This window comes from Blautia sp. Marseille-P3201T (assembly GCF_900120295.1).
Lineage (GTDB): Bacteria > Bacillota > Clostridia > Lachnospirales > Lachnospiraceae > Blautia.
Window position 1 is genome coordinate 12,650 of record NZ_LT635467.1, and the last position, 25,817, is coordinate 38,466.

At 39.8% G+C, this 25,817-nt stretch carries 26 protein-coding genes and 1 pseudogene; 9 read left to right on the forward strand and 18 right to left on the reverse strand.

Features of this window, described 5'->3' with window-relative positions:
- Positions 1-105: 105 nt before the first annotated feature.
- Together BQ7352_RS02440 and BQ7352_RS02445 are read right to left on the reverse strand one after the other, a co-directional pair.
- On the reverse strand, positions 106-546 hold the full coding sequence (locus BQ7352_RS02440; RefSeq protein ID WP_083429830.1) for an FAD-dependent oxidoreductase: 441 nt from the start codon (positions 544-546) through the stop codon (positions 106-108).
- The gene (locus BQ7352_RS02445) at positions 527-796 is read right to left on the reverse strand and encodes a hypothetical protein (protein ID WP_330390347.1); all 270 of its coding nucleotides are present in this window, start codon (positions 794-796) and stop codon (positions 527-529) included. The genes BQ7352_RS02440 and BQ7352_RS02445 overlap by 20 nt, the downstream gene beginning before the upstream one ends.
- A 676-nt stretch (positions 797-1,472) precedes the next feature.
- Between BQ7352_RS02445 and BQ7352_RS14255 the strand changes: the two genes are divergently transcribed.
- The 6 genes and pseudogenes from BQ7352_RS14255 (at position 1,473) to tnpC (BQ7352_RS02480) (ending at position 7,407) form a co-directional block, all read left to right on the forward strand.
- A protein-coding gene (locus BQ7352_RS14255; RefSeq protein WP_143143368.1) for an IS3 family transposase occupies positions 1,473-2,617 on the forward strand; the annotation gives its coding sequence in 2 pieces (ribosomal slippage) (positions 1,473-1,713 and positions 1,713-2,617; 1,146 coding nt in all).
- Between the two features lie 60 nt (positions 2,618-2,677).
- On the forward strand, positions 2,678-3,019 hold the full coding sequence (gene tnpB / locus BQ7352_RS02460) for an IS66 family insertion sequence element accessory protein TnpB (protein WP_072446690.1): 342 nt from the start codon (positions 2,678-2,680) through the stop codon (positions 3,017-3,019).
- Between the two features lie 141 nt (positions 3,020-3,160).
- Positions 3,161-4,777: an IS66 family transposase gene (gene tnpC, locus BQ7352_RS02465; RefSeq protein ID WP_072446692.1), complete on the forward strand. Its 1,617-nt coding sequence runs from the start codon at positions 3,161-3,163 to the stop codon at positions 4,775-4,777.
- A gap of 109 nt (positions 4,778-4,886) precedes the next feature.
- Positions 4,887-5,300, forward strand: coding sequence for an IS66 family insertion sequence element accessory protein TnpA (tnpA, locus tag BQ7352_RS02470; protein ID WP_072446693.1), 414 nt, complete (start codon positions 4,887-4,889; stop codon positions 5,298-5,300).
- A complete protein-coding gene (gene tnpB / locus BQ7352_RS02475; RefSeq protein ID WP_066546197.1) occupies positions 5,294-5,638 on the forward strand; it encodes an IS66 family insertion sequence element accessory protein TnpB in 345 nt (114 codons plus the stop codon). The genes tnpA (BQ7352_RS02470) and tnpB (BQ7352_RS02475) overlap by 7 nt, the downstream gene beginning before the upstream one ends.
- A 151-nt stretch (positions 5,639-5,789) precedes the next feature.
- A pseudogene (gene tnpC / locus BQ7352_RS02480) lies at positions 5,790-7,407 on the forward strand (IS66 family transposase).
- A 442-nt stretch (positions 7,408-7,849) separates the two neighbouring features.
- On the opposite strand, the gene BQ7352_RS02485 reads toward tnpC (BQ7352_RS02480), so the two are convergent.
- From BQ7352_RS02485 to BQ7352_RS02560, 16 genes are all read right to left on the reverse strand, one after another.
- Positions 7,850-8,497 carry a hypothetical protein gene (locus BQ7352_RS02485; RefSeq protein ID WP_200791360.1) on the reverse strand — a complete coding sequence of 216 codons (648 nt, stop codon included), beginning with the start codon at positions 8,495-8,497 and terminating at the stop codon, positions 7,850-7,852.
- 45 nt (positions 8,498-8,542) lie between these two features.
- Positions 8,543-11,686 (reverse strand): DEAD/DEAH box helicase, encoded by a 3,144-nt coding sequence (locus tag BQ7352_RS02490; protein WP_072446695.1) that lies wholly within the window; start codon positions 11,684-11,686, stop codon positions 8,543-8,545.
- Positions 11,687-11,696: 10 nt separating this feature from the next.
- Complete coding sequence (locus BQ7352_RS02495) at positions 11,697-12,488, reverse strand: hypothetical protein (protein WP_072446697.1); 792 nt, start codon at positions 12,486-12,488, stop codon at positions 11,697-11,699.
- Between the two features lie 92 nt (positions 12,489-12,580).
- Positions 12,581-13,015 carry a winged helix-turn-helix domain-containing protein gene (locus BQ7352_RS02500; RefSeq protein WP_242948502.1) on the reverse strand — a complete coding sequence of 145 codons (435 nt, stop codon included), beginning with the start codon at positions 13,013-13,015 and terminating at the stop codon, positions 12,581-12,583.
- A gap of 27 nt (positions 13,016-13,042) precedes the next feature.
- The gene (locus BQ7352_RS02505) at positions 13,043-14,125 is read right to left on the reverse strand and encodes an ABC transporter permease (RefSeq protein WP_072446699.1); all 1,083 of its coding nucleotides are present in this window, start codon (positions 14,123-14,125) and stop codon (positions 13,043-13,045) included.
- Positions 14,112-15,002: an ABC transporter ATP-binding protein gene (locus BQ7352_RS02510; protein WP_072446702.1), complete on the reverse strand. Its 891-nt coding sequence runs from the start codon at positions 15,000-15,002 to the stop codon at positions 14,112-14,114. The genes BQ7352_RS02505 and BQ7352_RS02510 overlap by 14 nt, the downstream gene beginning before the upstream one ends.
- The gene (locus BQ7352_RS02515; RefSeq protein WP_242948503.1) at positions 14,990-15,754 is read right to left on the reverse strand and encodes a hypothetical protein; all 765 of its coding nucleotides are present in this window, start codon (positions 15,752-15,754) and stop codon (positions 14,990-14,992) included. The genes BQ7352_RS02510 and BQ7352_RS02515 overlap by 13 nt, the downstream gene beginning before the upstream one ends.
- Positions 15,744-16,274, reverse strand: coding sequence for an RNA polymerase sigma factor (locus BQ7352_RS02520; protein ID WP_072446706.1), 531 nt, complete (start codon positions 16,272-16,274; stop codon positions 15,744-15,746). Before BQ7352_RS02520 ends, BQ7352_RS02515 begins: the two co-directional genes overlap by 11 nt.
- Before the next feature lie 241 nt (positions 16,275-16,515).
- On the reverse strand, positions 16,516-16,872 hold the full coding sequence (locus BQ7352_RS02525) for a TnpV protein (RefSeq protein WP_072446707.1): 357 nt from the start codon (positions 16,870-16,872) through the stop codon (positions 16,516-16,518).
- 25 nt (positions 16,873-16,897) lie between these two features.
- Positions 16,898-18,178: a plasmid recombination protein gene (locus BQ7352_RS02530; protein ID WP_072446708.1), complete on the reverse strand. Its 1,281-nt coding sequence runs from the start codon at positions 18,176-18,178 to the stop codon at positions 16,898-16,900.
- Between the two features lie 406 nt (positions 18,179-18,584).
- Entirely contained in the window at positions 18,585-19,064 is a 480-nt protein-coding gene (locus tag BQ7352_RS02535) for a hypothetical protein (protein ID WP_072446710.1), read from the reverse strand.
- Positions 19,061-20,011, reverse strand: a complete 951-nt coding sequence (locus BQ7352_RS02540; protein WP_072446711.1) for a ParM/StbA family protein — start codon at positions 20,009-20,011, stop codon at positions 19,061-19,063. The genes BQ7352_RS02535 and BQ7352_RS02540 overlap by 4 nt, the downstream gene beginning before the upstream one ends.
- A 344-nt stretch (positions 20,012-20,355) precedes the next feature.
- On the reverse strand, positions 20,356-21,645 hold the full coding sequence (locus BQ7352_RS02545; RefSeq protein WP_072446876.1) for a virulence-associated E family protein: 1,290 nt from the start codon (positions 21,643-21,645) through the stop codon (positions 20,356-20,358).
- 7 nt (positions 21,646-21,652) lie between these two features.
- Positions 21,653-22,300: a CHC2 zinc finger domain-containing protein gene (locus BQ7352_RS02550; protein ID WP_072446713.1), complete on the reverse strand. Its 648-nt coding sequence runs from the start codon at positions 22,298-22,300 to the stop codon at positions 21,653-21,655.
- Between the two features lie 79 nt (positions 22,301-22,379).
- Positions 22,380-22,703, reverse strand: a complete 324-nt coding sequence (locus BQ7352_RS02555) for a plasmid mobilization protein (protein WP_072446715.1) — start codon at positions 22,701-22,703, stop codon at positions 22,380-22,382.
- Positions 22,693-23,772, reverse strand: coding sequence for a site-specific integrase (locus BQ7352_RS02560; protein ID WP_072446718.1), 1,080 nt, complete (start codon positions 23,770-23,772; stop codon positions 22,693-22,695). Before BQ7352_RS02560 ends, BQ7352_RS02555 begins: the two co-directional genes overlap by 11 nt.
- A gap of 376 nt (positions 23,773-24,148) precedes the next feature.
- On the opposite strand from BQ7352_RS02560, the gene BQ7352_RS02570 reads away from it, so the two are divergent.
- The 3 genes from BQ7352_RS02570 to tnpB (BQ7352_RS02580) all read left to right on the forward strand — a co-directional run bounded on the left by BQ7352_RS02570 (position 24,149) and on the right by tnpB (BQ7352_RS02580) (position 25,674).
- Positions 24,149-24,703 (forward strand): helix-turn-helix domain-containing protein, encoded by a 555-nt coding sequence (locus BQ7352_RS02570; RefSeq protein ID WP_072446720.1) that lies wholly within the window; start codon positions 24,149-24,151, stop codon positions 24,701-24,703.
- A 219-nt stretch (positions 24,704-24,922) separates the two neighbouring features.
- Positions 24,923-25,336 (forward strand): IS66 family insertion sequence element accessory protein TnpA, encoded by a 414-nt coding sequence (tnpA, locus tag BQ7352_RS02575; RefSeq protein ID WP_200791357.1) that lies wholly within the window; start codon positions 24,923-24,925, stop codon positions 25,334-25,336.
- Complete coding sequence (gene tnpB / locus BQ7352_RS02580) at positions 25,330-25,674, forward strand: IS66 family insertion sequence element accessory protein TnpB (RefSeq protein ID WP_003023173.1); 345 nt, start codon at positions 25,330-25,332, stop codon at positions 25,672-25,674. The genes tnpA (BQ7352_RS02575) and tnpB (BQ7352_RS02580) overlap by 7 nt, the downstream gene beginning before the upstream one ends.
- Positions 25,675-25,817 lie beyond the last annotated feature (143 nt).

A 25,817-nucleotide genomic window follows, 5' to 3' on the forward strand; every position in this document is an offset into this window, starting at 1 on the left:
CAACACTACAATCATTATATCTAAAAACAACCCCTTTTACAACAACACAGAGAGCTTCTCATAGCAGTTTTCTAATACTGAGAAGCTCTCTGTGTTTTCAGTTAATTAAAAATTCATTGCAACATCCCACGCACCCCAAATAACCGTACGAAGATTTCCAACCTTTTTGCAGTCACCAACAAGTGGTAACTTTCCACTATTCTCAAGTGGTGATGGAAGATAACCAACAGACATAATCACATCATCACCTTGAATAACTTCTTTGCTGCCATCTTTACGTTTAATAATAACACCTTCTTCTGTAATAGAATCCACAGCTGTTTCCAGATAAACTGGAACTTCATGTAATTTGAAGAAGTCACGAAGGTATGAGCTATTTGCGAGAAATACCCCTGGGACAGCAATAAGATCTTTTTTCATTTCGATGATGATTGGATTTTTCCCCTGCAAATATAAATCATAAGCGATTTCACAACCGGTTAATCCTCCACCAACAATGATTACATTTTGACCAACATTCTTTTTCTTAATTGCTTTTAGGGATATATACCCTAATTGATGGCTGTGGTTTGTATGATTTTCTTTTCAGTCTTTCTACCAAGTCATCTATGTTTTGCTCCAGATTTCTCCCGTACTCTTTCTTAGTAATCTCATCAACACCGACTGCTTTGTTTCCGTCTAATTCTTTGTGACATTGCAAAAGCATTTCTTTATTGATTAGATGATACAACGATGTGAACTCTGGTCTCGGCGAATTTGCCGATATTTCTGCTATTCTTTCTAATTTCGTTTCCATCAATACCTCCGTCCCTGAGTACGGTTGATGTGTCCTCAGAAAGACCATTATTATGTAGCTCCCTTTCCTCCGTTGGCATTACCCAACTTCTTCAGTACTATGAAGCTATCCGACTGCCTACTGTTCTTTTGACATTCTCCTGTTTTGCAGTTGTTTGCCATACTTGCAATGGCAAGAAACAATAGGCTCTCCCCAGTTGACTGAATAATCACAATGTAAAACATAAAGTGCTCTTTGACCCCGCAGAAGCAAACCATTTCTCACCAATTCGAATTGATTTGTATTGCTTTCCGTCGAAATTAGAACGTCAGCCTTCTAAATGTCAAAATTTCGAGGCTCAATCACACTCTCTATTTTCTCGCTGTCTACGCTTAGCAACTACCATTACTGACAGTCACCCAAGACTCGCTACTGGCGGTTGGTTAGACCTTACCAGACAGGCATTCCACCTGCTAGACTACTCGCCCTTATCTGGGCGCACAATTCCGATTTCACGATATCATCTCTAATACTGATTTTACCGTATTTTTCAGATTCAGTCCATCTTTTAATCCCAGCCGATAGAAAAACTCTTCTGTATCTGCTCCACTACTGAAAATTGCATTTGTTGTGGTATACTAAAGTTGTAACATTCCGTTCGGATAAAATAGAATAAAACGAACAAGGAGAACCCACCATGACAAAAAAGTACAGCGAAGAATTTAAAAAGCAGATGGTACAGGAATATTTAAAAGGTACCAGCTATCCAAAACTTTCAAAAGAATACCATGTTGCAAAATCCACCCTCGTAGGATGGGTGAAAAAATACAGCGAAGAATGCCAGTTTACAAAGCCACAAACCTCTCCCTCTTTTTCAGAAAATGCAAAGGAAATTCACGAACTTCAGAAGCGTATCCACGAACTGGAAAAGGAAAATCTTTTCTTAAAAAAAGCAGCGGCATTCTTTGCAAAGGAAATCGATTAGAGGCTTATCGATTTATTGATGAAAATAAGGATTTCTTTGGGCTGCGCTGGTTATTCCAGCGTTTCCATATTTATCCCAATGCTTATTATAACTACCGGAAAAACCGAAAAAAATCCTTTCTGCAACATCGGCAACAGGTTTTTGAACAGATTAAAACTATTTATTATAATAATAACCAAATTTTAGGACATAGACCTATGATGATTTTTCTGAGAAGACAGGGGATTTCTTTAAGTAAAACTACCGTTCATAAATATATGAACCAAATCCTGGGGCTTCATGCAATGATTATGAGAAAAAAGCCGACGTATGTCCATGGAATAAAAAATAAGATTTTCCCAAACCTCTTAAAGCAGAATTTCCATTGCCCAAAACCAAACCGGATATGGTGTACAGATTTTACCTATATCCGTATGGGGAACGGAAAAATGCGTTATAACTGCTCTATTCTTGACTTATATGACCGCAGTGTAGTTGCCAGTTTAAATTCGGACTATATCAATACAGAACTGGCAAAGGCAACTTTAGAGAAAGCACTGCTGACAGAAAAGCCTGCAAAAGGATTGATTTTACATAGTGATCAAGGCTGCCAGTTTACATCTTGGGATTTTATCAATTATTGTGAAAGTAAGGGAATTTGTCAAAGCATGAGTAAGGCAGGCTGTCCTTATGATAACGCACCGATGGAGCGTTTCTATAATACACTAAAAAATGAATTGATATATCCCAATCATTTTTATGATGCAGCCAGCTTAGATGAAGCACTAAACCGCTATGTGTATGTATGGTATAATCATGTCCGCCCTCATTCATACAATGATTGGAAAACACCATTTGAAGCCAGATATGCCGGGTGAATTTTTCGAACAAAGTGTTACAAAAATGCTTGACCACTACAGCCTGATCCGGGAGACCTCATGTTAGGTGATATCTCCGGCCTTGAAAAGATCTACATTGTCTGCGGCTATACGGACATGCGCAAATCCATCGATGGTCTCTGTGCCATTATCGAAGACCAGCTTAAGATGGATCCGACATCCAGTGCGCTCTTCCTGTTCTGTGGAAGAAGACGGGACAGGATCAAAGCTCTGTTCCGTGAACCGGATGGCTTTGTCCTGATCTATAAACGGTTATCTGTCCGGGGTGGATATCAATGGCCCAGGAAGCAGTCAGAAGTCCGGAACCTTTCCTGGCGGGAGTTTGACTGGCTGATGTCAGGAATTGATATCGACCAGCCCAAAGCACTCAAAGCAGAGTAAAAAACATCTGGATTCCGGTAAAAATCCTGCACAGAAAAATGACTGATTTCCTTATAAATTCAGCGTTTTTCAGCCCTTATTTTCCTTTAGGAATAACTGTATTTCTGGTATAATAAAGGTATCAAATCCAAGGAGAGAACGATGGCTTCCAGTGCAAAAGACATCCAGCTCTTAGAGCTGAAGGACACCATAACACAACTGAAAACAATGATCTCTGAGCAGACGGAACTGATCAGATCTCTCCGTCTTGTTATTGACGAAAAAACCAGCCACGAAAAAGCCCTTCAGGAACAGGTGGACTATCTTACCAAAAAGCTTTTCGGTTCCTCCAGCGAAAGAAGAACCGATGACATTCCAGGACAGCAGCACCTTTTTGATGAAGCGGAAGTGGAACAGGATCTTTCCCTGTTGGAAGAAGAGACCGTGATCCGGGAGCATACCCGCAAGAAGAAAGCAACCCATGAGGATCTTTTTAAAGGCCTGAAGGTTGAAAAAGTAGTCATCCCTCTTCCAGAAGAAGATCAGGTCTGCCCGGTCTGCGGTACGCAGATGGTTCTGATCGGCGAAGAGTATGTCCGCCGTGAGCTGGAATTCATCCCGGCCACATGCAAAGTGATCGAATACTACAGCCAGAGTTATGGATGTCCGTCTTGTAAGGAAGGATTGGGAGACACGGAAAAACCTGTGATCGTAAAGTCTCAGGTTCCGCAGGCCCTGGTAGGAAAAGGCCCAGCGACCGCATCCACCGTTGCATGGACGATGTATCAGAAGTACGCCAATGGACTTCCCCTTTACCGTCAGGAGAAAGACTGGAAACAGTATGGTGCCCAGATCAGCAGGACGACACTTGCAAACTGGATTATCTATTGCTCCAGGAATTACTTACAGCCAATGTATGATTACTTCCACCGGGAACTGCTGAAGCACAGCTTTGCAATGGCAGATGAGACCAGAGTCCAGGTACTGAAAGAAGAAGGACGCCGGGCACAGACACAATCCTTCATGTGGCTGTTCCGCAGCGGCGAAGACGGCCTCCCGGCCATTATCTTATATGGTTATTCTCCAACCAGGAGCGGCAGCCATGCAAAGGAGTTCCTGGAAGGCTATCACGGGTATCTGGAAACGGATGGTTATCAGGGTTACAACAGCCTGTCGGATATCAAACGATGTTCCTGCTGGGCGCACATCCGCCGGTACTTTATCGACGCCGTTCCCAAAGGGAAACAGTATGATTACAGCCAGCCTGCAGTGCAGGGAGTCCAGTACTGTAACCGCCTGTTTGCCATAGAGGATTCCATTAACAAAAAATATCCCGGTGATTATGAAAAGCGTAAGCAGCTGCGTCTCGAGAAGGAAAAACCTGTTCTGGAGGCTTTTTGGTTGTGGCTTGAACATCAAAAGCCAGTCCGGAATACCCGCATGGATAAAGCGGTGAATTATGTCCTTAACCGGCGGGAAACAGCGGAGACCTATCTGGAGGATGGTCGCTGCAGCTTCACAAACAATCTCAGCGAGAACGCGATCCGTCCATTTGCAGTCGGTCGGAAGAACTGGCTGTTCAGTGATTCTGTCTCTGGAGCCAATGCCAGTGCTGTAGTTTATACAATGGTTGAGATGGCAAAGGCGCATGACCTGAATGTTTATGGATATCTGAAATTTCTGCTGGACCATCGGCCAACGAAAGAAATGACCGATGATCAGCTCGCAGAGCTTGCACCCTGGAGCCAAAAACTCCAATCTATCAAAAATCGCATGTGAATTATAGTGAATTACTCCAACTCGCAAAGGGCTGGGGTAATTTTATATCTGGCCGCATCATTATTTGGCGGTTACCATTTTACTCTATCCAATTTATGGAGGTGTGCTCATGAGAAGCAAAAGAATACCTGCCGAAAAACAATACCGTCTCATCATGGAATGCCGTCAAAGTGGATTGACAGATCATCAATGGTGTGTGGAACACGACATCAAACCGGGAACTTTTTACAACTGGGTAAAAAGGCTACGTCAGAAAGGTTGTGTGGATTTGCCAGTGTCAACCGGACGCAGCTATCGTGCACCGGAAAGCCAGGAAGTTGTCAGAGTGGATTTTCATGATACTGACCCGCTCCCATATGAACAGCCATTCAATGTGATTCCGGTGGCTACGGAAAGAAATAACCTTTCTGTAGCAGAGCCACTGAAACTGTCTGTGGGAAGTTTTCATCTAACAATACCAAATGGAACAGATCCTCAGCTTCTGGCTCAAACGCTTCGCATTGTGAAGGAGTTGGGATGTTAGGGGATATCACAGCCGCCGATGAAATCTATATCGTAACAGGCAGAACGGATATGCGGAAATCCATTGACGGGCTGTGTGCTATTGTAGAGGATCAACTTCATATGGAGCCAAGGCGAAGCGCCCTGTATCTTTTCTGTGGAAAACGTTGTGACAGGATCAAAGCTTTGCTCTGGGAATCTGACGGATTTGTGTTGCTGTATAAACGTATGGAAGTCCAGGGCAGATTCCGCTGGCCCAGAAATCAGTTGGAAGTAAAGCAACTGACATGGCAGCAATTCGACTGGCTCATGTCCGGTCTTGAAATCGAACAGCCAAAAGCATTCAAACCTACGGAATGATCGTGTAAAACCTCTATGCCAGCCAACAAAAATGGAGAGCTTTCCACACCCTGTATCATGTCTGCAATCCCTTGTAAATACTGGGTTTTCTGCTTCTTTTTCATTGTTTTTTATGGTATAATAAGAGCAGTAAAAAAGGAGCAGAAAACATATGGCTGGTAATTCAAAAGATTCAAAAATCCTTGCGTACAAGGACATGATCAACCAACTGAATAAAACGATTTCCGCACAGACAGAACTGATCCAGTCTTTACAAAAAACATTGGAAGCAGACCGTCTGGAAAAAGAAAATCTTCGTCAGCAGATTGAATATCTCACGAAGAAGCTCTTTGGTACTTCCAGTGAAAAACGGAAAGATATCGATGGTCAGCTGAATCTTTTTGATGAAGCCGAGCAGGAAGCAGATCCGGCATGGAAACCGGAACTTCCTGATGATATCATTGTTTCAGAGCATAAACGGAAAGCACGACGGACACACGCAGAACTCTTTAAAAATGTGCCTTCCTGCGATGAGATCCTTTCTCTTCCAGAAGAGGAACGGAACTGTCCAACCTGCGGAACACAGATGGAATGTATTGGAAAAGAATTCGTCCGTCATGAGTTCCGGTTTACTCCAGCCAAAGGGAAAGTGGTAAATATCTATCGGGAAACGTATAAATGCCCGGAGTGTGCCAGATCAGAGGAGCACCCTGATGATCAGACGTTTGTCAAAGCTCCTGTTCAGGAACCATTGATTCCGGAAAGTTATGCCTCCGAATCCGTTGTTGCATGGGCGATGCACCAGAAGTATCAGAATGGTCTGCCATTAAAGCGGCAGGAAGAGGACTGGAAGCAACTGGGTGTCCCATTAAGCCGGGCTACGCTTGCTAACTGGATCATTTACTGCGCCGAGAATTATCTCCGTCATGTTTATGATTATTTTCACCGTCAGTTACTGAAGCGTAAATATCTGATGGCAGATGAAACTCGGGTTCAGGTACTGAATGAGCCGGAGCGTAATCCTGAAACAGATTCCTGGATGTGGCTCTTCCGCAGTGGAGAAGATGGACTTCCGCCGATCCTGCTCTATCATTACACAGAGACAAGGGCAAAGTTCCATGCGGCATCTTTCCTGCAGGGGTTCCGTGGATATCTGGAGACCGATGGATACCAGGGTTATAACGATCTGCCGGATATCAAACGCTGCTCTTGCTGGGCACATGTGAGACGTTATTTCACAGATGCCATACCGAAAGGGAAAGAGTATGATTACAGCCTTCCGGCGGTGCAGGGAGTACAATTCTGCTCCAAGCTGTTTGATTGTGAGCGGTACTCAAAAGCAAAAAATCATACTGCGGAGCAGAGAAAACAGTTCCGTCTTGAAAAGGAGAAGCCGATACTGGAGGCATTCTGGAATTGGCTGGATCAACAGCGTCCAAATAAGGGAACCCGTTTGGCGAAAGCGGTGAACTATGCCCAAAATCGGAAAGACACCCTGATGACCTATCTGGAAGACGGTCATTGCAGTTTATCCAATAATCTTAGCGAGAATGCAATCAGACCATTCACTGTTGGCCGGAANAAACTGGCTGTTCAGTGCCAGCCCGAAGGGAGCTGCCTCTAGTACTATTGTGTATACAATGGTTGAGATGGCAAAAGCGAATGACCTGAATACCTACAAATATCTGACATATCTCTTATCACAGCGGCCAGACGCTAAAATGTCAGATGAACAGTTGGAACAGCTTGCCCCATGGAGCGAGACTGCGAAAGCGAACTGTCAAAACTAAACATAGAGCAAAACGCTTGCATCTATCATTTTGGTGCAAGCGTGATTCATGGGTAGCGTAGCAATATTTTGCGCTTACTATTCAAAAGGATAAATTTGTAGTTACCCAAAAATTAAGCGCTTACGTTTTAACATCACATTAACATCACGAGGATGTGAAAAAACCCGAGAACCCTTGAAAATAAAGGGCTCCCGGGTTTTGCTTATTATTCGAATTCTTTTTCTGATTTGATTTTTCATGTAAATCTGCTGTTATTATGTTTCAAAACCGTATCATTTTGATACCGTTTTGTATCTTGTTAATGTGGTTTCAAAGCTGCTGTACCCAAATTGTACCCAACACCTTTTCAAAACTATTTTGAAGTATTTCTCTGCAAAATTAGAGGTATTATTTAACCATTCTTGTCTTGATGAATCAATCATATCCCGGACTTCTTCGTGCCTCAAAAATAAGACTGCATATGTATAGGATTCCCATCTTGGTCGGTATAATTATTAATTATCCCTATCAACAAATCAAATTGGCACATATCATCTCTTACATCATTATTCTGTCTAAAACAATCAATAATCTCCGTAAGAGTTTTTCCCTTTCCTCCACTTTGAATTGCAGAATTTACCCTCTTCACTTTCCAACCAAAAGGCTCAAACCTTTTATACTTTACTATATCACTTCTGAATTCAAATAGTGGTGTCCCAGGCTTTGCATCCCATGCAATAATCAGCCACATTATTGCATTGTACAACTGCTTAGCCGTTGGGTTCCATGTTTCTTGCGCTCGCCTACCACCAGTTCCATCACCTCTATGTTCTCCGTCATTACCACCATCTCCATGCAAAGGATTAAACAATGGTAAACCTTCGTGATTCAGCAACTTAAGAAAATCTCTTGAAGCTCCCATTCCACACTGAATAACTTCTTTTTTTCCATTAACTTTATGCACTGCTTCAAAAATATAGTAGTCTTTCTCAATAGTAGCTCCCGCGTCACTATGTTTTGTTTGACCTGCCAATAACTGAATGTGCGCCACGGGTTCAACATTATAGTTTTGAACAATCCACTGTCTTTTTTCTGTGCTTCTACACTCCATAAACTCACCTCTCACATCATTACAAAAAGGCAAATAAAAGTATATTTATGTTTCATTATTAAGTACTTTCCAAATTGCTCTGTAATCGCTACCTGACATTCCTCTTTTATTTTCAGCGAAAGCATCCCACTTATCAGATGATAATCCTTCAATCCATTGCCTGATTTCATAAGAAGACTGTTTGTAAATATTATCAAAGTCCTTTTTGTACTCAACTCCCATTTCTGCCGCCACACTTCTCGGCACATTATTCATACGCATCAAAATAGCTTCATCAGAATTAACTCCATAATAAATCATGGCCGGCAAATTAGCTGCCTTTTGCAATTCTTCTTCACTAAGACTGTCTTCATTAATGCCTAACTTCTGAATCGTAGACAATCCCCATGTTGCAGAATTAACCAATTTACCATATATTGCTTGACAGCATTCAGTCATTGCATCTCTATCATCACCAAAATACTGACTCGCTAAGGTTTCTAGCTTCGTTCCATTTACCCAATCCGTTGTAAGACGTGCAATCATATCTCCTGATAAATTTCTATTTCCTTTTGCTATATCCTGCATATTTTTACTTATTTCGGGAATATTCATCATTATTCCAATTAAGTCTTTAAGTTGGCTATCATTACCAAACAAAGAAGACCCCTTTAAGTTATCTTGCCGAATTCCCAATTCCTTGATTCTATACGCAGTACGACCTAACGTCTCCATTGAAAATCCTGTTGAATCAGATAATTTTGCCAATCCCTTATTCTTATTTAACACCTCACCATATTCCTTAACAGCAGAAAGAAGTATTTTTCGTTTTCTTGGCTCAATGTTGGAATATCCAAATGTCCTTCGCAAAAACAAATCTGTCTTTTCCTCAAACTCGCCTAAATCCTTACATTGATTAAACATATGTGTAATATACTGTAAAAATTGCGACCATTCTGGATTATAAAACTGATCTGTTAAAGAAAATTGTTCCCCAAACTCTATAGTTTTTTCTGCAATTTTCTGTAATTGAGAAACCAATTCTTCTGTTGACTTCTTTACATACCTAGTTAGTTTCGCCAACTCCTCCTGCTTTTGATTATCATTCCTAGCCCCAATTGTTATTCCAATCATTCCCACATCATTTTGTCCTGCCCTACCAGCTCTACCTACTAAATTCCAAAAATCACGTATTGGCATTTCTGACGTATATGGATATGCAATTGATGCCATTATAATTGTGGAAACAGGAAAATTTATTCCTTGAGCAATAGTCGTCGTAGCTACCAGTATATTTAGCTTACCTCTTTCCATCAGCCATTCTATTAGTACTCTCACTTCATCAGACAGTCCGGAATGATGCACAGCAATGCCCTTTGACAGTAACTTCACAAGTTCAAACTCTTCACCATATTCTGCAGCCACATATTTCTTCACAAGTTCTACATCATTATCATTACATTCTAATTCTAACTCTTCATATAAAGCATGCGCAATATTCCAACAATCCTTTACATGCCCTCCAATAACTAAAACTCCTTTTCTATCAGCTAATCTTTTGGTTGAAGCTATAGCCAATTTCATTTTGTTTAAGTTACTTCTAGTCACGTCAATTAACGCTTCATCAGATAGAACCATCTTCTTTTCAAGCTGTATCTCTGCGCTATTGGTTAATAACGTTTGATAAAATAATTTCCAATTTCTTCTATTACCCTCTGGATAAATGGCTCCTAATATTCTTTTATTCGGTTTCCAGTCTATTGCTAAACTAATTGACTTAGGGCTATCTGCATCCAACCATTTTGCTATTTCTTCACTATTTTTTATAAATGGAGTTAACAATAAGAAATTTGCCTTTGAACAATCATTTTTAATATTTGCCAAAAGGATTTCTAAATTGATTCCTCTACTCTCTTCTTCAATATTATGAGCCTCATCCACAACCGCTAAAGCTAATGGTCTTCCCATCTTAGTTTCAATGCCATCCCTAATCAACAAATTCATCTTTTCAGGTGTAACAACTAACACATCAAATCTATCTTCGCTATCAGTAAGCATATTACTCTCAAAAGAGTCTATTTCAATAGCCCCACTCATCTTTTCAACCTTTATTCCAATAGGTTCAAATTCTCTTTTCAGTTTTGCAGCCACTTGATTTACCAATGCTCGAGTAGGTGCAATATACACAACCCAACCATTATCCTCACTAAATTGATTTAACGCCTGGAGGATTCTAAATTGGGCAATTAAGGTTTTGCCACTAGAAGTAGGCATATTAACAACAATCGCTTTGTGTGCTGGATCCAATAACCCCTCTTCCAAAATAGCATGCTTTTGAGGATACATAAGTTCAAAGACTGCTTTGTCTTGTGTTGTTATATTTCTTACAAACTTTGTAACTCTAGAATTTACTCTTTGCGTAACCATCCACACAGAATTTGAAATCATCTTTTGAAGCATTCTTTGAAGCATTATCAGTATTAAATTAAGAGATACAATCCCTCCTTCTTCCGCTGCTTCAATAGCCTTTCCAAAATGCATTCCTATCTGCTCTCTAATATCCAGTATTTCTCCATTTATCATAAATGTAGCCATTAAATCTACTATTTTTGCCAAATGGTACAAACTAATCAATTCATATGTAGCAAGCATTTTATTACTAGGTGCTATAGAATTGATATAATACAATTCAAATTTTTTTTGGTCTTCTCTAAGTTCAGAAATCAATTGGCATGCCATTGTTAAATCCTTCCAATTTTCTTTCTTTACAAGTAAAAATAATGCATTACATATTTTTTTAAAAACACATATATTCCAATCATCTTTTTCTTCAACCAAAATATTTATATTATTTTCTATCAGATATCTTCTTCCACTTTCCCATTGTTCTCCAATATAAGAATACACTAATATTTTTAACACATGCTTTGCTTTCTCAATACTGTCTACTGGCATTGGCAAGGCAGACAATAACAAATAAATTTTTTGACTTACTTCGGCAACATCCTTCTCATTAACATCCTCTGACTTAAGAATATCCATTAAAGTCAGTTCTAAAATCTCCTGTACATGCTCTATTTTAGAATAATCGATTTCCTCTTCTTGATTTAGGACACAAGAAATAGACTTGCCATTTACCATATCAAATGCAAGTTCATATTCCTCTTGTGGTATTAAATTATATATCCAATTTTCAGACCAACTAGACATAAAATACCTCCTAAATCAACTTTTCCCATGCCCCATCTTTCATCTTATAGTTCGAATATACTGCCAATAACTGAACATTATGCTGACCGTTAATCCTTTTTTTCAAATCTATATATCGATTTTTTAAGTCCATCTCATTCGGATTTGTATCTCTTACCAAGACACCAATTAATTGTATGCTGCTTCTGTCTTTCACATAATGTTGCATCGCTTCTCTAATATACTTTTGTACCAACAAATCTTTATCTGAATTACACTTAATAAATATCCATTTCACCAAAGATTTTAGTTTATCAGAATTTGTCCCCAATTCTACTAATTGATCAATCATTCCAGCCGAACCATACATAACCCCTGGCGGATTTGTATGTTCCTCAGATGTTTTGACCTCTCCAAAAAGGAAATTAACTGCGCCATCTTCCATTTCAATGAATCCAACTAAGTCCGCACCTGTATTATTACTATTTGGATTTTTCAAATCTCTATCACTATTATATGTAAATTTTGCGCTATATCTGCTCTCTACTATTTTTTCTGCTACTAATTCTCCAATTCTAAAGTTACTCACTTTAGGCATTGTGTCGAAAACAGCCTGCAAATTTTCCGAATCAAAGCCCGTCATATCAATAGCTACTTCTTTCATCTGTGCATTATAATCTTCATCTTTATATATCGGAGATATTGTTTGCTTCAAAAAAGCAGGAAATTCATCTTCCACAAACGAAATTCCTTCATACTCTAATTTTCCATTTTCATCTCGTTTTTCATACTCCAAATCTAATGAAATCTCGTTTGCTTCCACATTACCACCTCCATTTGAGCAAAAAATCCCTAATTTATTATACCATACTTTACCCTAAATGCACCAAATAAATAGAAGAAGTAACAAAATATTTAGCTACTTCTTCCATTAAACCGATAACCGACACCCCAAACCGTCTGTATGTAGATTGGCTTGCTTGGATTGTCCTCAATCTTCTCCCGAATATTCCGAATATGGCTCATGACGATATTGTAATCGCCAAAATATGGCTCTTTCCAAACACTATCATATATTTGTTCTTTGCTGAATACTATTCCGGCATTTTGAGCTAACAACAATAAAATTTCAAATTCTGTATATGTAAGTTGAATCTCATTTTCTTCACGAACCACAATCCGCTTAAACTTGTCAATACAAAGTCCTTCAAAATGAAGTTTTTCTTTACAGAAGTCATCATGTTTCAGAACTTCTATTTCTTCATTAACATATGACAAAAGACGATTGAAAATATGCTCTTCTCCATCCTCAAATGATAGAATTAAAATCTTCCCAAATGATTCCCCCATTCCACATCCTATATAAGCCAATTATTTTTATGCAAATTGTTTTGTCTTATAAAATACCAATCCTTTTACCAAACACCCTATGGCAAAGCAAACATTTATTCCCAATACAATATACCATATCTCATATATGTCATTTACAATTCCCGGCATGACAAGAAAAATCGGCATAGAATCTACTATAAGCCATATGATTCCGCCGAAAAACATCCTTATCAATACAGGAAGTCCCCAGCATGCAGCCGCAATAATTACTGCACCAAAAGAGCTATCCTGATATGCAGAAATGCATAATGTAATAGCACATAACGATAAAAGTGCCTGAAAAGCTAATCCTAATAAAATGCCAAGATATTTCAAAAATAATACAGGTTGAAGCATATGTTGAGAAAGCACCATCCAGGATATATTTTCAAATCCCTTCAAACCATATATCATCCAGCATAAGACTAAATTGACTAACACAAACCACATAAAAATGAAAATAGTGAATGTAAAAGAAGCTAAAATTTTAGCAGGAACATCTTTTCTTCTTCCTTCTTCCGTGCTAAAAATTAATGGCAGCATTTTCGTCTGGCTTTCCTCTGCGAAAATGGTAGACACCCCGCAAATAATCAATATGCTTCCTAAAATCAATCCAAACTGAAGCATTTCAACGAATACCTTCCATCCCGTTGTATATGCCAAATAAGGTGTTTTCCCAATTTCATCATAAGCTTTTCCCAATTCTGTTTCCCCCAGAAAATACCTTTCCGTTGGAAGTACACCATTTTCCCATGCACCATTGGTAAAATATCTTGTAACAAAATCATTTAAAAAGTTTCCATCTCTCCACCCTGGCATATTTTCCTCAAGTTTTGTAGGCAAACCATATTTTTCAATTATTTGATTCACTTTTTCATCCGTCAAATCACCTTCAAATTTTTCCGTAATCTTCCGATTCATCTGTACTGCTTCATAACCGGAATAAAACTTCCCATCTATTGTCGCTATTTCTCCACCGACCTCTGCAAACCAAAAATACAGAAGCAGCAATCCTGTCGCAACCAGCATTCCTATTTTAAATATTTTATTTTGAAAAAGTTTAAAAAGCTCCATCTTATAAAGTCGCATTTTTTTCTCCCCCTGTTATTTGTGTATGATAAAGATATGCATCTTCCAGTGTACTTTCCACATTTTCTGCACCTGCAACCGGCTGTCTTTCTGAAATAATTCTTAGTTCAACATTTTCTCCACTACTTCTCATATTGCTTACAATGAAGCTACTGGTTAACTGCCCTGCTTCTTTTTCAGAAACAATACACTTCCAAACACATCCTTCCACTTTGTCAGTGAGCTCTTTCTCCGTTCCTTCTTGAATCAGTTCTCCATTCTTCATAATCAAAATACGGTCTGCAATATAATCTATATCAGATACGATATGTGTAGACAGTAAAACCATCCTATTTTTTCCAAGTGAACTAATCACATTACGAAATCGTACTCTTTCCTTTGGATCAAGTCCTGCTGTAGGTTCATCTAAAATCAAAATTTCAGGATTGTTCAGAAGTGCCTGTGCAATTCCTATTCTTCGTATCATACCTCCTGAAAAAGTCTTTAGCTTTTTCTTTTTCACATTTTTCAGCTCTACCATATCTAAAAGTTCGTCAATACGACTATTGGCATAATCTTCCGGTAGTGCTTTCAATGCCGCCATATATCGCAGGAAGCGTTCCGCAGTAAAATCACCATAATATCCAAAATCTTGTGGTAAATAGCCCAATAACCTACGATACTCTGCTCCCATACTGGCTATCTCGATATTATCGCAATAAATACTCCCCCCCGTTGGCTGCAAAACACCACAAATCAATCTCATTAATGTTGTTTTTCCCGCACCATTTTCTCCCAACAGTCCATACACACCATTTGCAAATGTATAATTGAATTTTCTGACTGCTTCTTTATCCTTGTATTTTTTTTGTACATCCATCAACTTTAATTCGTGCATAATACTTCTCCTTTTTCCATTTTACTAAGCAATTTTTTTATCTGCATTACAAATAAAAGTCCCGACACAAGAAAAGCTACTGCCCATATCCAAAGAGTTGTTACAAAAAGTGCTCTCGGAATCGAACCTATTACTCCATAACTTATTGATAAAAAGATGGCACTCATACCAAATAAAGATGAATTTTTTCCTCTTTTTTCCATTAATAAAATCCCTAATGCAATTATACTTGATACTAGATATGGAGTTAAAATATACAGCCCCACCTGTAATAATCCAACTCTCCAATGATAGTTCAAATAGCCAGCTATCAAAAACAATATCATAACATTTATCATCCCCGACAATACCAGCCATGCAGCAACACACTGTTTTGTATTGAAATAGCAGCTTTCTCCTAACTCTGCCATTTTTCCAAAAAACAATTTATCAATCACACCAATAGAAGTTATACTTAGAATACCTGCTCCAACCATACATACAGTAATCATCTCATTTTGATTCAATCCGGCATATTGCAATGCTGTAATAAAAATAATTCCTAAACAGATAAGGACACCATAAACAGCAAAAAACAATTTATCCATGTACCAAAATTGATGAAACAAAATATTTTTTGTAGACATCATTGGCGTTCTCTGCTTTTCCATTTCCTCAATCATTGCATGATAAGTCTTTTGTTTTCTTATTTCATCAACATGAACTTGTTCATCTGCCTTTGCAAAAAGAGTCTTTATTTCGCTATCTCTCATAATCATTCTCCATTAACTTTTTTAACTGATTTACACCTAATCGAAATCTTGACTTTGTAGTAGAAACACTGCACCCCATAATCTTTGCAATATCTTTAAATTTCATTTCTTCATAAATACGCAGAATAATAACTTCCCTCGTATCCTGCGAAAGTTCCTTTAATAAATTTCTCAAATAAACGGCATCCTCCGCTTCGGTCAGCATATCTTTATGGTTTGGAATTTTATCAATCTCCTCCCATTCGACGGCTGTTACTTTTTCTTTCTTATCCCGGAAATAATTAAAACATATATTTCTTGCAATAGTCAGGAGATAACCTTTGAGATTATGATGTTTATAAGAAGTTCCATATTTCATAAATTTCAAAAAAGTTTCCTGAGCAATGTCGTAGGCATCATCCTCTGTTTGAACCATATATAGACAAAAGCGATAAATATCTGCATAATATCGTTCAATAATAATACCGACTGCCTCTTTATTTCCGCTATGTACTTTTTGAATCAATTCGCTGTCTTTCATAGCGTTTTCTCCAATCATAAAACGTCTTACATCTTATATAACCACTACAAAGCGAAAAAAGTTCACTATAAATTAACTTTTTATTATTTTTTGCCATTCATCCTCAAATACCCACAATAGCTCACTTAATTCTACTTTCTGTAATTCATTATATAACTATTTTCCGCACCTGCGTTTACATTATGTTCAAACCGGTTGCCCTTTCAAAACTTTATTACTTTCTGCCTATTTTTCTCCTATCTTAGCCATTGCAATATATTATTTCCTCTCTCACAACTTCTTCTGCCCTAGCCCTGATATTATTCATCCTTTGCACCCATAACATCTGATTCACCCCTGTCAACTGCTCTGTCACTCCCTCACGTTCTGCCATTTGCTCCACCAGCGCATCAAACTGTAATTCTGCCTGTTTCTGCACCATGAGCAGATGTTCCTTTAGCTTTCCACTTAGAACCATTCCCTGATAAATGCCACTCTTATATTCTTTCAGATAATGTTTCCGCATTAATCCGAACTTTCTCAATTCTCCTTCCGGCTCCGGTTCAGGAATTATGTTCGGTATCAAATAATCTCCACATTTTTCATAAGTCAAATTCACTGTACGTTCCTCGCTTTCTTCAAATTTACATTACCTGTTGCAATTTTTTCTTCTTATCCGGCATTTCCTGTTGTGTTGTCTTTCTCAGTCGATTCTGCTCCGCTACATCCGCTTTTTTCTCTTCGAGTTTTTGCTTAAAAGATTTTGGTGCCAGCGATTTTACAAACTCTACAAATGCCTCTCCAAGTCCCCTTGCTGCCACAAACTGTTTCAACTTCTCAATCTGGTTAGTAAGAGTTGCTATTTTCTTCTCCAAAGCAGATATTTTCTTTTCATATTTTTCCAACAAATAATTCCTTGATACTGCCCGGCTGAAAGCATCCATAATCTTATTCCAATCACTTTTCTTTACCTTGACATATTCCTCACCGCCAAACAGATGATTGACCGGAATTGCTTCACTTTTTATCTTCTTGGTTTCTGCATCTACTTCTTTTGAAATGGTCTTTAAGGTAGTTGCTCTCAGATTATGCTTCTCAAGTAATTCCTGATTGCTTTTATCCCTTGCCTCCAGTTCATCAATCTGCTTCGCCAACTCCTCGGCTCGTGTAGCAAGTTCCTTGTTATGTATCTCCATTTCCTCTGTCTGTTGTTCCAGTGCTTCCACTTCTCGCATTGCCGCTTTATACTCCGGCAGACTAAGATTATCTCTCTGTATTCCCAGCACCTCTATGTCAATGCCTTTCTCCCGGCAAAGTTCCGTCAAATAGGCTCGTTCTCTTTGTTGCCACGCAACTGTTTCATTTTCCTTTTTACTGACCGCCTTTGCAAATCCCATCTGCTGTAGTGCCTTTGTAAGACTATTGCGGGTTTCCATGCCTGTTTTATATCCATGTGCCACCGGAATGTAATCAATATGTAAATGCGGTGTCGCTTCATCCAGGTGCATGACGCAATTGAACAGATACAAATTCGGATTACGTTCCTGAAAGGTTTTTGCATACTGCTCCAATATTTCAATGGCTGACTTTGCTTCCTCTGTAAGATTACCGTTTTCATCCACCACAGGAGTATCTTCTTTTTTCCCTATCTGAACGATATTTTCATAGAACGTCTTTTCCTTATTGCCGGAATTTTCGATTTCTTTCAGATAATTTTCTTTTTTCCTGTCCTTACGCTTTTGCGCTGCATTATAATCCATAAGTGCCTGCCCAAAGCATTTCTCATACGCTTGTTCCAAAGATTCCTGCATATAAATTCGGTTCCAAGATGTCCTTTCGGATACCACATTTTTGCTGATAAAATCTCGGTTGTTATGTGTCAGATGCCCTTTCCCTTTTGGGAAAGAAATTGTTTTTGCTCCCAATCGTCTTACCTTCTTTCTTCTGTTCGGCTCTAAATGCTACGCATTTATCGCTGCTGTGTAGGAACCTTCTCGAACATTAATAGTTCGAGAAGTATCGCCAGCTCTGCTGGCTCTTTTGTTACTTTTGTCAAAAGTAACGCCTTATTACCTTTGACACTGCGTATCAAAGGTAGGCGCTCTGCGAGGCTAATGCCACTCTGCGAGTGTCATAGTCTGCCATTGCAAAATCATCATGGCATACTGCTCATTCCAGCAAAACGCCCCGTCATTCGCTATGGGTGACGGTACCGAATAAAATACTTTCGGTACCGTATCATTGGCTTCCACTTCGAAAGTGAATACCAAGCGCCAAAATGGGTTTCCATTTTCGGTACCGCCTATTCACCCATGGCAAGTGCCATTGACATCATGGCATCCGACATATCCGTCTCCGGCACTTGCTCCGTTTCTTCCTCGCACTGCTTTCTAAGTGAGATGAATCCTCGCCCGAAACGGTTCTTAGGGCATGTTCCCCAAGTTTCTTCATCAACTGCCTTAAAAGCGCTTCCTGCATCTTTGAAATTCGATCTGCAACGCTTTCCTCAATATGTTCCGCTGTCAATTTCAACCCGTCATAAAAAGCTTCCTCCGAAAGCATCTTTCCGATTGGAATATTTTCTTCGCTCAAAGCTTTCTTGGCTTTCAATAGGGAGAAGCAAGGCTCCTCTGCTTCTTCAGCATCCCCCTTAGGTACCTTGCCATCCAAAACTAATACAAAGGCATCCGAAAGTGCCTTTCCATAGGAGCTGTCCTTTCGGGTCAAACTCTGTAGATACTCCCATGTCCGGCGCTGGTTCTCATCCTCCATGCAGAATCGCACATTGCTTGATTTGTATGTTTTTCTCATGCAGTTTTTCCTCTCATCCGCTGCTTCATTTCTGCCAAAGCCTCATATCCCTTTGCATTTGCACAAATATCGGAAATGACAGTTACATTTCCCTTTTCTGTCAAATCTGAAAAGTGCCTCAGCAGGCAACCACCACCGCCAATGATATAGAGATGAACCAGATCTTCCTTATAGCCATGTGCCGCCAGCTTTTTCATGATTTCCTCTGTATAGCTTTCCGCAATTCGTTTCGTGACCATTGCTACATTATCAGTTCTTTCGCCTATGCCATTTCTAAGCAAGGGTTCTATTAACATTTCCGGCACTTCCACACCGCCTCTCTTGGACAGCTCTTTCTGTATTTTTTCCATACAATGATGTACCCCGAATACTTCTGTGCTGATGCTCTTTTCAATCGGTCTGCCATCGTGAATTTCAAGGATACTCATGGTTCCGTTGCCAATGTCAACCAGCATATTCATTCCCGGCATTGCCCCTTGATTATGAACAGCTGCCAGCCCCTGCGGAAAGATTTCCACACCACACAGATGCACCTTGTAGCGTTCCTTTTGGAACATGAAATCCAGTTCCTTCTCCTGCATCAGATACGCTCTCCAATCGGCAGCCTGTGACTTTACCCACGCAAGCGGAAGTCCTACTGCAAGCACTACCTCTGCCTCATGCAGTCCCCGGAATTTCAACTCCTCTGCCAGTCCTGCCAAAGTCAGTATGTAGAAATCCTCTGAATCTGTTTTGTTTCCCTGATATACTAAGTGGCTCTCGCCAATCACATAATATTTATCCCGATATTTTACAAAGTTGGTACTGACAATCGGTTCCTCATCATACGCTTCCACTCCGGTAGTAAATACTCTATGTGCAGTCTTGATATTCCCGTACCCATGATCCAAACCGATATAAATTTTTCCTTTTGCTTTTCCATTGTTCTGAATGTAATTTTTCTCCATTAAAATATCCTCCTGAATGTCCTGTTTACATATCCGTTTACACGTTTTGTTTACAAATGCTCTTTTGAAATATTTCCGTTTACTCTGTTTACAAAGCCTCAAAACCTTAATTTTACTGCATTCTTTCGTAAACCGGATCGTTTACATTTCCGTAAACGAACGCCTGTAAACAGAATTTGTAAACGCAGCCTAAAAAACTTTTTTGCTACTATTCAGCCATGCACAAATATTGGAAATAGTCTGTTCATGCTTGCATGATAAAGACTATTTTCAAATATTTGTATAGGGCGTTTAGCTCAAGCGAGGAAATGCAACGCATTTTCGAGCTTATGGCTGAATAGTAATCATTTACTGAACGGTATTACCGCATCCTCTGGCAGTTTCTGAAACTGATTTTTACCTGCCACCCTGCGCCACCCTCTTTGTGTGCCATATCCGGCAAATCTGTGGGAAGATATTTTTTCCCACCCGACAATGCTATGGTTCATGACATTATTGATTTCTTTCAGTTCCCAGTCCTTTGGTGTGTCATACTCGTAGGAAAATGCTTCCTTGTAAATCATAATGCTACATACATAATCCTCTGCCAGTTCATCCAACCAGAGCTGTATCACTCCGACCTTTGCATCCTCCGGCATAAAATCCTTCTGCATCTCCTTTAAGTATTCTTCTGTTTCCCTCGACAGCTTTAACTCATGAGAACCGTTCCGATATAGTTCCATCGCTTCCGCCCACGCCTGACGTATGTATTCCCTTGATTCTTTTTCATCCTCAAGAATGTGCTTTTCCACCCGTTCCGGATGTACCAGCACCGGGGCAAATCTCCGGTTCCCTGTACGATCAAGAGGAAGAAAATCCATATTGTTGGAAGTACCCACAAATACGCATTGTCTTGGTCTGTCCTCTGGGTGCGTTTCGTAGGGAATTTTATAGGTTTCCTTTTGCCGGCTGATAAAAGACTTAATATCTTCAATGCTCTTGGCATTGACCGTTGCCATCATTTCCGACATTTCAATAATCCAATGTCCTTGCATCTTTCGATAGACATTATCATCATCCATCCGCTTCAAATCATCTGAAAACCATTCATCATTGATGGCTAGGAATCGAAAAAATGTTGACTTGCCTGCTCCCTGCCCTCCTACAAGGCATACCATGATTTCAAATTTGCATCCCGGCTCATACACCCTGCGGATAGCTGCCAGCATCAAGAGCCGCATGATTTCTACCGTGTAATCATCGTGATCAGCACCCAAATATCTGGGCAAAAGATTATCTATTCGTGGCAGTCCATCCCATTTGATTTTTTCCAAACACTCCCGGATAGGGTGATACTTATTTTCACTTGCAACGATATTCATAGCCTTGTTGATGTTACGGTCATTTTTTAGACCATAATTCTTTTCCAAGTACCAATGTATCTGATACACATCAGTATCCGTCAGACTGGAAGATGTGCGCTGCCATCCCAGATTACCGACAATATCAATCTTTCCGGACAGCTCATTTTTTCTAATTGCACCCTTCAGCAACGGATCACGCTGAAATACCAACATACAGTTATTGATTGTCTGACAGATATTGCCTTTTTCGTTTCTTGCCAAATCTGCCCGAATATCCTCTACCGTGCTCATTTCCGTATCAAGCACTTCCCCGATTTCGTTCCATGATACGTTCTCTTCCGATTCTGACTCTCTCTGCAACTTCTTCCACCTCCTTCCTGCCTTTCATAAAAAGTTCCTGTTTATCCTCCGTATTGCCCATGCATAAAATATCCAACCAGTAATTCATAATCGGTTCCGCATGAAGCATCCGTGCATAGTCCTCTGAAAAAATAATATCCGGTGGCTTTCCATTAAGGAAAATACCCATCTGCTCTATCAGTGATAAACTGTCCCTTAAACTCTCAATACTGTGATTGCACCATCTGTCAAAACGCTCCCTGATGTGTATCAGCCTTTCACGTTCTGTCCGTTCTCTACGAATACGCTCTCTGTCCTGCTCTCTTAATTCCTTGTTTCTTTTGACCTCTATCGGCAGCCGGAAATCTTCTACAATCTTTAGTGCCGCCTCATATTGCGATAAACCAAACATCCGGGAAACATAGTCAATCACATCCCCTCCCACACCACAGGCAAAACAATGATAGTTCTTATCAATCTTCATGCTTGGGTGCTTATCATCATGGAAAGGGCAACAGGCTAACCCATTTCTTCTGACCTGCAGACCATAGTTTTCTGCTACCTGTCTCGCCGTCAGATACTCCTTTACCTCTGAAAAAATATTCAATATGCAATTTTCTCCTTTCCTCTAGAGAAAGCCTTTGCTATAATAAATGTGTGTGTTGGATAGAAAGGCTTTATCCTTTTTATTCCTGAATGCCCTTGTTATCAGCAGGGGCATTTTTATTTACTTCCAGCAATTGTTTTACCAGTTCCATCAGTAATCTTTCCTCTTCTGTATTGCCATTCTGTAAATGTACCAATATCTGCTCCAATACTTTTGCCACCCTAACCGACATATAATTTCCGGCAATAACCGTTACCTCTTGCCCTAAAACTGCTTTCCGGTAATATTCACCTTTCGATATCCCTGATAAAATTATCTTCGCTTCCACTTGGCTTTTCTCTTCGTCACTCAGCCAAAAAGCAATTGTATTGCGCCGAAACCTGTCTTCTCGTTTACACGCCACTCTCCTCACCTCTTTCCACTTTTCCAAGTCTATCTGCAATTTTCTTCTGTGCATCCATAGACTGATGACAATAGGTTTCAATCGTAGTCGTAACCTTTCCATGCCCTAACCGTTTTGCAATCTCGACTGGACTGAATCCCATTTGCACAAGCATACTTGCATGACTGTGACGGGTACAATGAACTGTAATTTTCTTTACACCCGACAACTTAATTCCACGCTCCATCTCATGTTCAAAGAAACTCTTTGTCCTTCCGGCAAAAAGACGGGTTCCCGGTCTCACATGATACAATGTGGCAATATATTCCTTTAGCTCCTCCTGCAATTCCTTATGTATCGTAATCACTCGAACCGAGCTTTCCGTCTTTGGTGCCGTAATCAGATCCTCTCCATCAAGCCTCGTCAAAGATTCGTCAACAGTTATGGTTCCCTGTTCAAAATCAATATCTCTCACCTGCAATGCCAGCAATTCTCCAATCCGCATACCTGTCCAAAATAAAATCTGGAAGGCAATCCAGGAATCCTGCTTATCCATAATCGCATCTGAAAATTTCTGAAACTCCTCAAGTGTCCAATACGGTCTTTCATCCGCTTTACTCTTGCCCATGCTTCCGGCTTTTCGACAGGGATTCGAACGCAAATCATAGAAATTTACTGCATAATTCAAAATCGCACTAAGCTGATTATGTATTGTTTTTAGATATGTGGGCTTAAAACCTTTTTCCATCATCTCTCCCTGCCATTTGCGTATCATGGGAGCTGTGATTTCATTAATTGGCGTCTTTCCGAAATATGGTAGCACCTTGTCATTCATTACATACTCTTTTTGCTTCATGGTAGTTTTTCGTAAGCGCTTTTCCATATCCGCCTTATAAATCTCCCAAAAGTCCGCCAGTGTCATCGTCGGATCAGATGATTGCTGCAACATGAAATGTGCGTACCATTCTTCTGCTTCTTTCTTGGTCTTAAAACCCCTTTTTTGTGATTTCTTTTTGGTTCCCGTCCAATCTGTCCAGCGATATTGTATCCGCCACGTACCATTGGGATCTTTCTTTGCATTGCAGCTCATGCACTTACCTCCTTTGCTCCTCCGTACCATTTTTCCTTAAAATACTCCACCGGAATTTTTCCGGCGATTGTGAGAAACCCTTTACTTGCCTAAATCCTTATTCATTTCTCTAAGGATTTTGTAAGATTTCCCCATGCTCACACCAAGCATTTTTGCAATGTCCTCTGCACTGTAATAGATTTTTTCGTTCATATTGTTTCCTCCTGTTTCTTTATTTGTTTCTGTATAGTATCATTTTGTTGCGTTTTTATAATATCGTAACTTTTGTTGCGTGTCAATATCTTTTTGCTTTATTTTTTTGTTCTCGTGTGTTATCCTATATATGATGTTGAACAGTTTCACAAAAATATAGCTTTAGAGCAGGAGGCATGTTGTAATGACAGTCGGGGAAAACATAAGACATATCCGGCAGGAACGCAATCTTACCCAAAAACAATTAGGAGAAATGGTTGGAGCAAGTGAAGCCTACATTCGTGCCTACGAAAGCGGCAGAAGAAATCCCAAACCATCATCTCTTGAAAAAATAGCAGACGCTTTATCTGTCAATCCCGAAGTACTGGCGAACTCTGATTTTGATGGTATAAAAGCTATACACAGGCTTTTTCAGATATTCCGACAATACGATGGACAGCTCTTTGAATACCAGGATAAAGATGGAAATGATATGGTTGGAATCAGCTTTGGAACATTGTCTTTGATGCAATCATGGTTAGATCGTTATGAAGAATATATGGAAGAAGTTGAGAAATGCAATGAAATAAAAGATGTTAAGAAACGTGGGGAAGCTTTGCTGAAAGCGGAAGCCGATTTTAATCTTTGGATGGATATTTATCCGGAATCGGAACCATGGAAGGAACGGCTTAAGATTCAGAAGGCGCATGATGAGGTTATGGATAAGATGGGATTGAATACAAATATTAACAAAAACTAAACAACTTCTTTCTAAAACACTATACACCGAGTATATATTGTGCAGATCTTTTTTATTTGCACATAAATAAAGTAAGCGCAAAATAATTCGACGGATTGTGTTGCCCTAAAAATGAATCCATAATAATCATTAGAAAATGCAAGCATTTCACTTTATCTTCTCTTGCCAGAAATGATAGATGCGAGCATTTTACTCTATCCGATTTATGGAGGTGTGCTCATGAGAAGCAAAAGAATACCTGCCAAAGAACAATACCGTCTCATCATGGAATGCCGTCAAAGTGGATTGACAGATCATCAATGGTGTGTGGAACACGACATCAAACCGGGGACTTTTTACAACTGGGTAAAAAGGCTGCGTCAGAAAGGTTGTGTGGATTTGCCAGCGTCAACCGGACGCAGCTATCGTGCACCGGAAAGCCAGGAAGTTGTCAGAGTGGATTTTCATGATACTGACCCGCTCCCATATGAACAGCCATTCAATGTGATTCCGGTAGCTACGGAAAGAAATAACCTTTCCGTAGCAGAGCCAATGAAGCTGTCTGTAGGAAGCTTCCATCTAACAATACCAAATGGAACAGATCCTCAGCTTCTGGCTCAAACGCTCCGCATTGTGAAGGAGTTGGAATGTTAGGGGATATCACAGCCGCCGATGAAATCTATATCGTAACAGGCAGAACGGATATGCGGAAATCCATTGACGGGCTGTGTGCTATTGTAGAAGAACAACTCCATATGGATCCAAGGCGAAGCGCCCTGTATCTTTTCTGTGGAAAACGTTGTGACAGGATCAAAGCTTTGCTCTGGGAGTCTGACGGATTTGTGCTGCTGTATAAACGCATGGAAGTCCAGGGCAGGTTCCGCTGGCCCAGAAATCAGCTGGAAGTAAAGCAACTGACCTGGCAGCAATTCGACTGGCTCATGTCCGGTCTTGAAATCGAACAGCCAAAGGCATTCAAACCTACGCAATGATCGTGTAAAAACTCTATGCCAACCAACAAAAATGGAGAGCTTTCTACACCCTGTATCATGTCTGCAATCCCTTGTAAATACTGGATTTTCTGCTTCTTTTTCATTGCTTTTTATGGTATAATAAGAGCAATGAAAAAGGAGCA

Excerpts from the sequence above, each read along its gene's own strand:
- BQ7352_RS02445 (WP_330390347.1), bottom strand. The coding sequence starts at position 796 with ATGGAAACGAAATTAGAAAGAATAGCAGAAATATCGGCAAATTCGCCG.
- tnpB (WP_072446690.1), top strand. The coding sequence starts at position 2,678 with ATGTTAGGTGATATCTCCGGCCTTGAAAAGATCTACATTGTCTGCGGC.
- tnpC (WP_072446692.1), top strand. The coding sequence starts at position 3,161 with ATGGCTTCCAGTGCAAAAGACATCCAGCTCTTAGAGCTGAAGGACACC.
- tnpA (WP_072446693.1), top strand. The coding sequence starts at position 4,887 with ATGAGAAGCAAAAGAATACCTGCCGAAAAACAATACCGTCTCATCATG.
- tnpB (WP_066546197.1), top strand. The coding sequence starts at position 5,294 with ATGTTAGGGGATATCACAGCCGCCGATGAAATCTATATCGTAACAGGC.
- BQ7352_RS02485 (WP_200791360.1), bottom strand. The coding sequence starts at position 8,497 with ATGGAGTGTAGAAGCACAGAAAAAAGACAGTGGATTGTTCAAAACTAT.
- BQ7352_RS02490 (WP_072446695.1), bottom strand. The coding sequence starts at position 11,686 with ATGTCTAGTTGGTCTGAAAATTGGATATATAATTTAATACCACAAGAG.
- BQ7352_RS02500 (WP_242948502.1), bottom strand. The coding sequence starts at position 13,015 with ATGGGGGAATCATTTGGGAAGATTTTAATTCTATCATTTGAGGATGGA.
- BQ7352_RS02505 (WP_072446699.1), bottom strand. The coding sequence starts at position 14,125 with ATGCGACTTTATAAGATGGAGCTTTTTAAACTTTTTCAAAATAAAATA.
- BQ7352_RS02510 (WP_072446702.1), bottom strand. The coding sequence starts at position 15,002 with ATGCACGAATTAAAGTTGATGGATGTACAAAAAAAATACAAGGATAAA.
- BQ7352_RS02515 (WP_242948503.1), bottom strand. The coding sequence starts at position 15,754 with ATGAGAGATAGCGAAATAAAGACTCTTTTTGCAAAGGCAGATGAACAA.
- BQ7352_RS02520 (WP_072446706.1), bottom strand. The coding sequence starts at position 16,274 with ATGAAAGACAGCGAATTGATTCAAAAAGTACATAGCGGAAATAAAGAG.
- BQ7352_RS02535 (WP_072446710.1), bottom strand. The coding sequence starts at position 19,064 with ATGAGAAAAACATACAAATCAAGCAATGTGCGATTCTGCATGGAGGAT.
- BQ7352_RS02540 (WP_072446711.1), bottom strand. The coding sequence starts at position 20,011 with ATGGAGAAAAATTACATTCAGAACAATGGAAAAGCAAAAGGAAAAATT.
- BQ7352_RS02545 (WP_072446876.1), bottom strand. The coding sequence starts at position 21,645 with ATGAGCACGGTAGAGGATATTCGGGCAGATTTGGCAAGAAACGAAAAA.
- BQ7352_RS02560 (WP_072446718.1), bottom strand. The coding sequence starts at position 23,772 with ATGAGCTGCAATGCAAAGAAAGATCCCAATGGTACGTGGCGGATACAA.
- BQ7352_RS02570 (WP_072446720.1), top strand. The coding sequence starts at position 24,149 with ATGACAGTCGGGGAAAACATAAGACATATCCGGCAGGAACGCAATCTT.
- tnpA (WP_200791357.1), top strand. The coding sequence starts at position 24,923 with ATGAGAAGCAAAAGAATACCTGCCAAAGAACAATACCGTCTCATCATG.
- tnpB (WP_003023173.1), top strand. The coding sequence starts at position 25,330 with ATGTTAGGGGATATCACAGCCGCCGATGAAATCTATATCGTAACAGGC.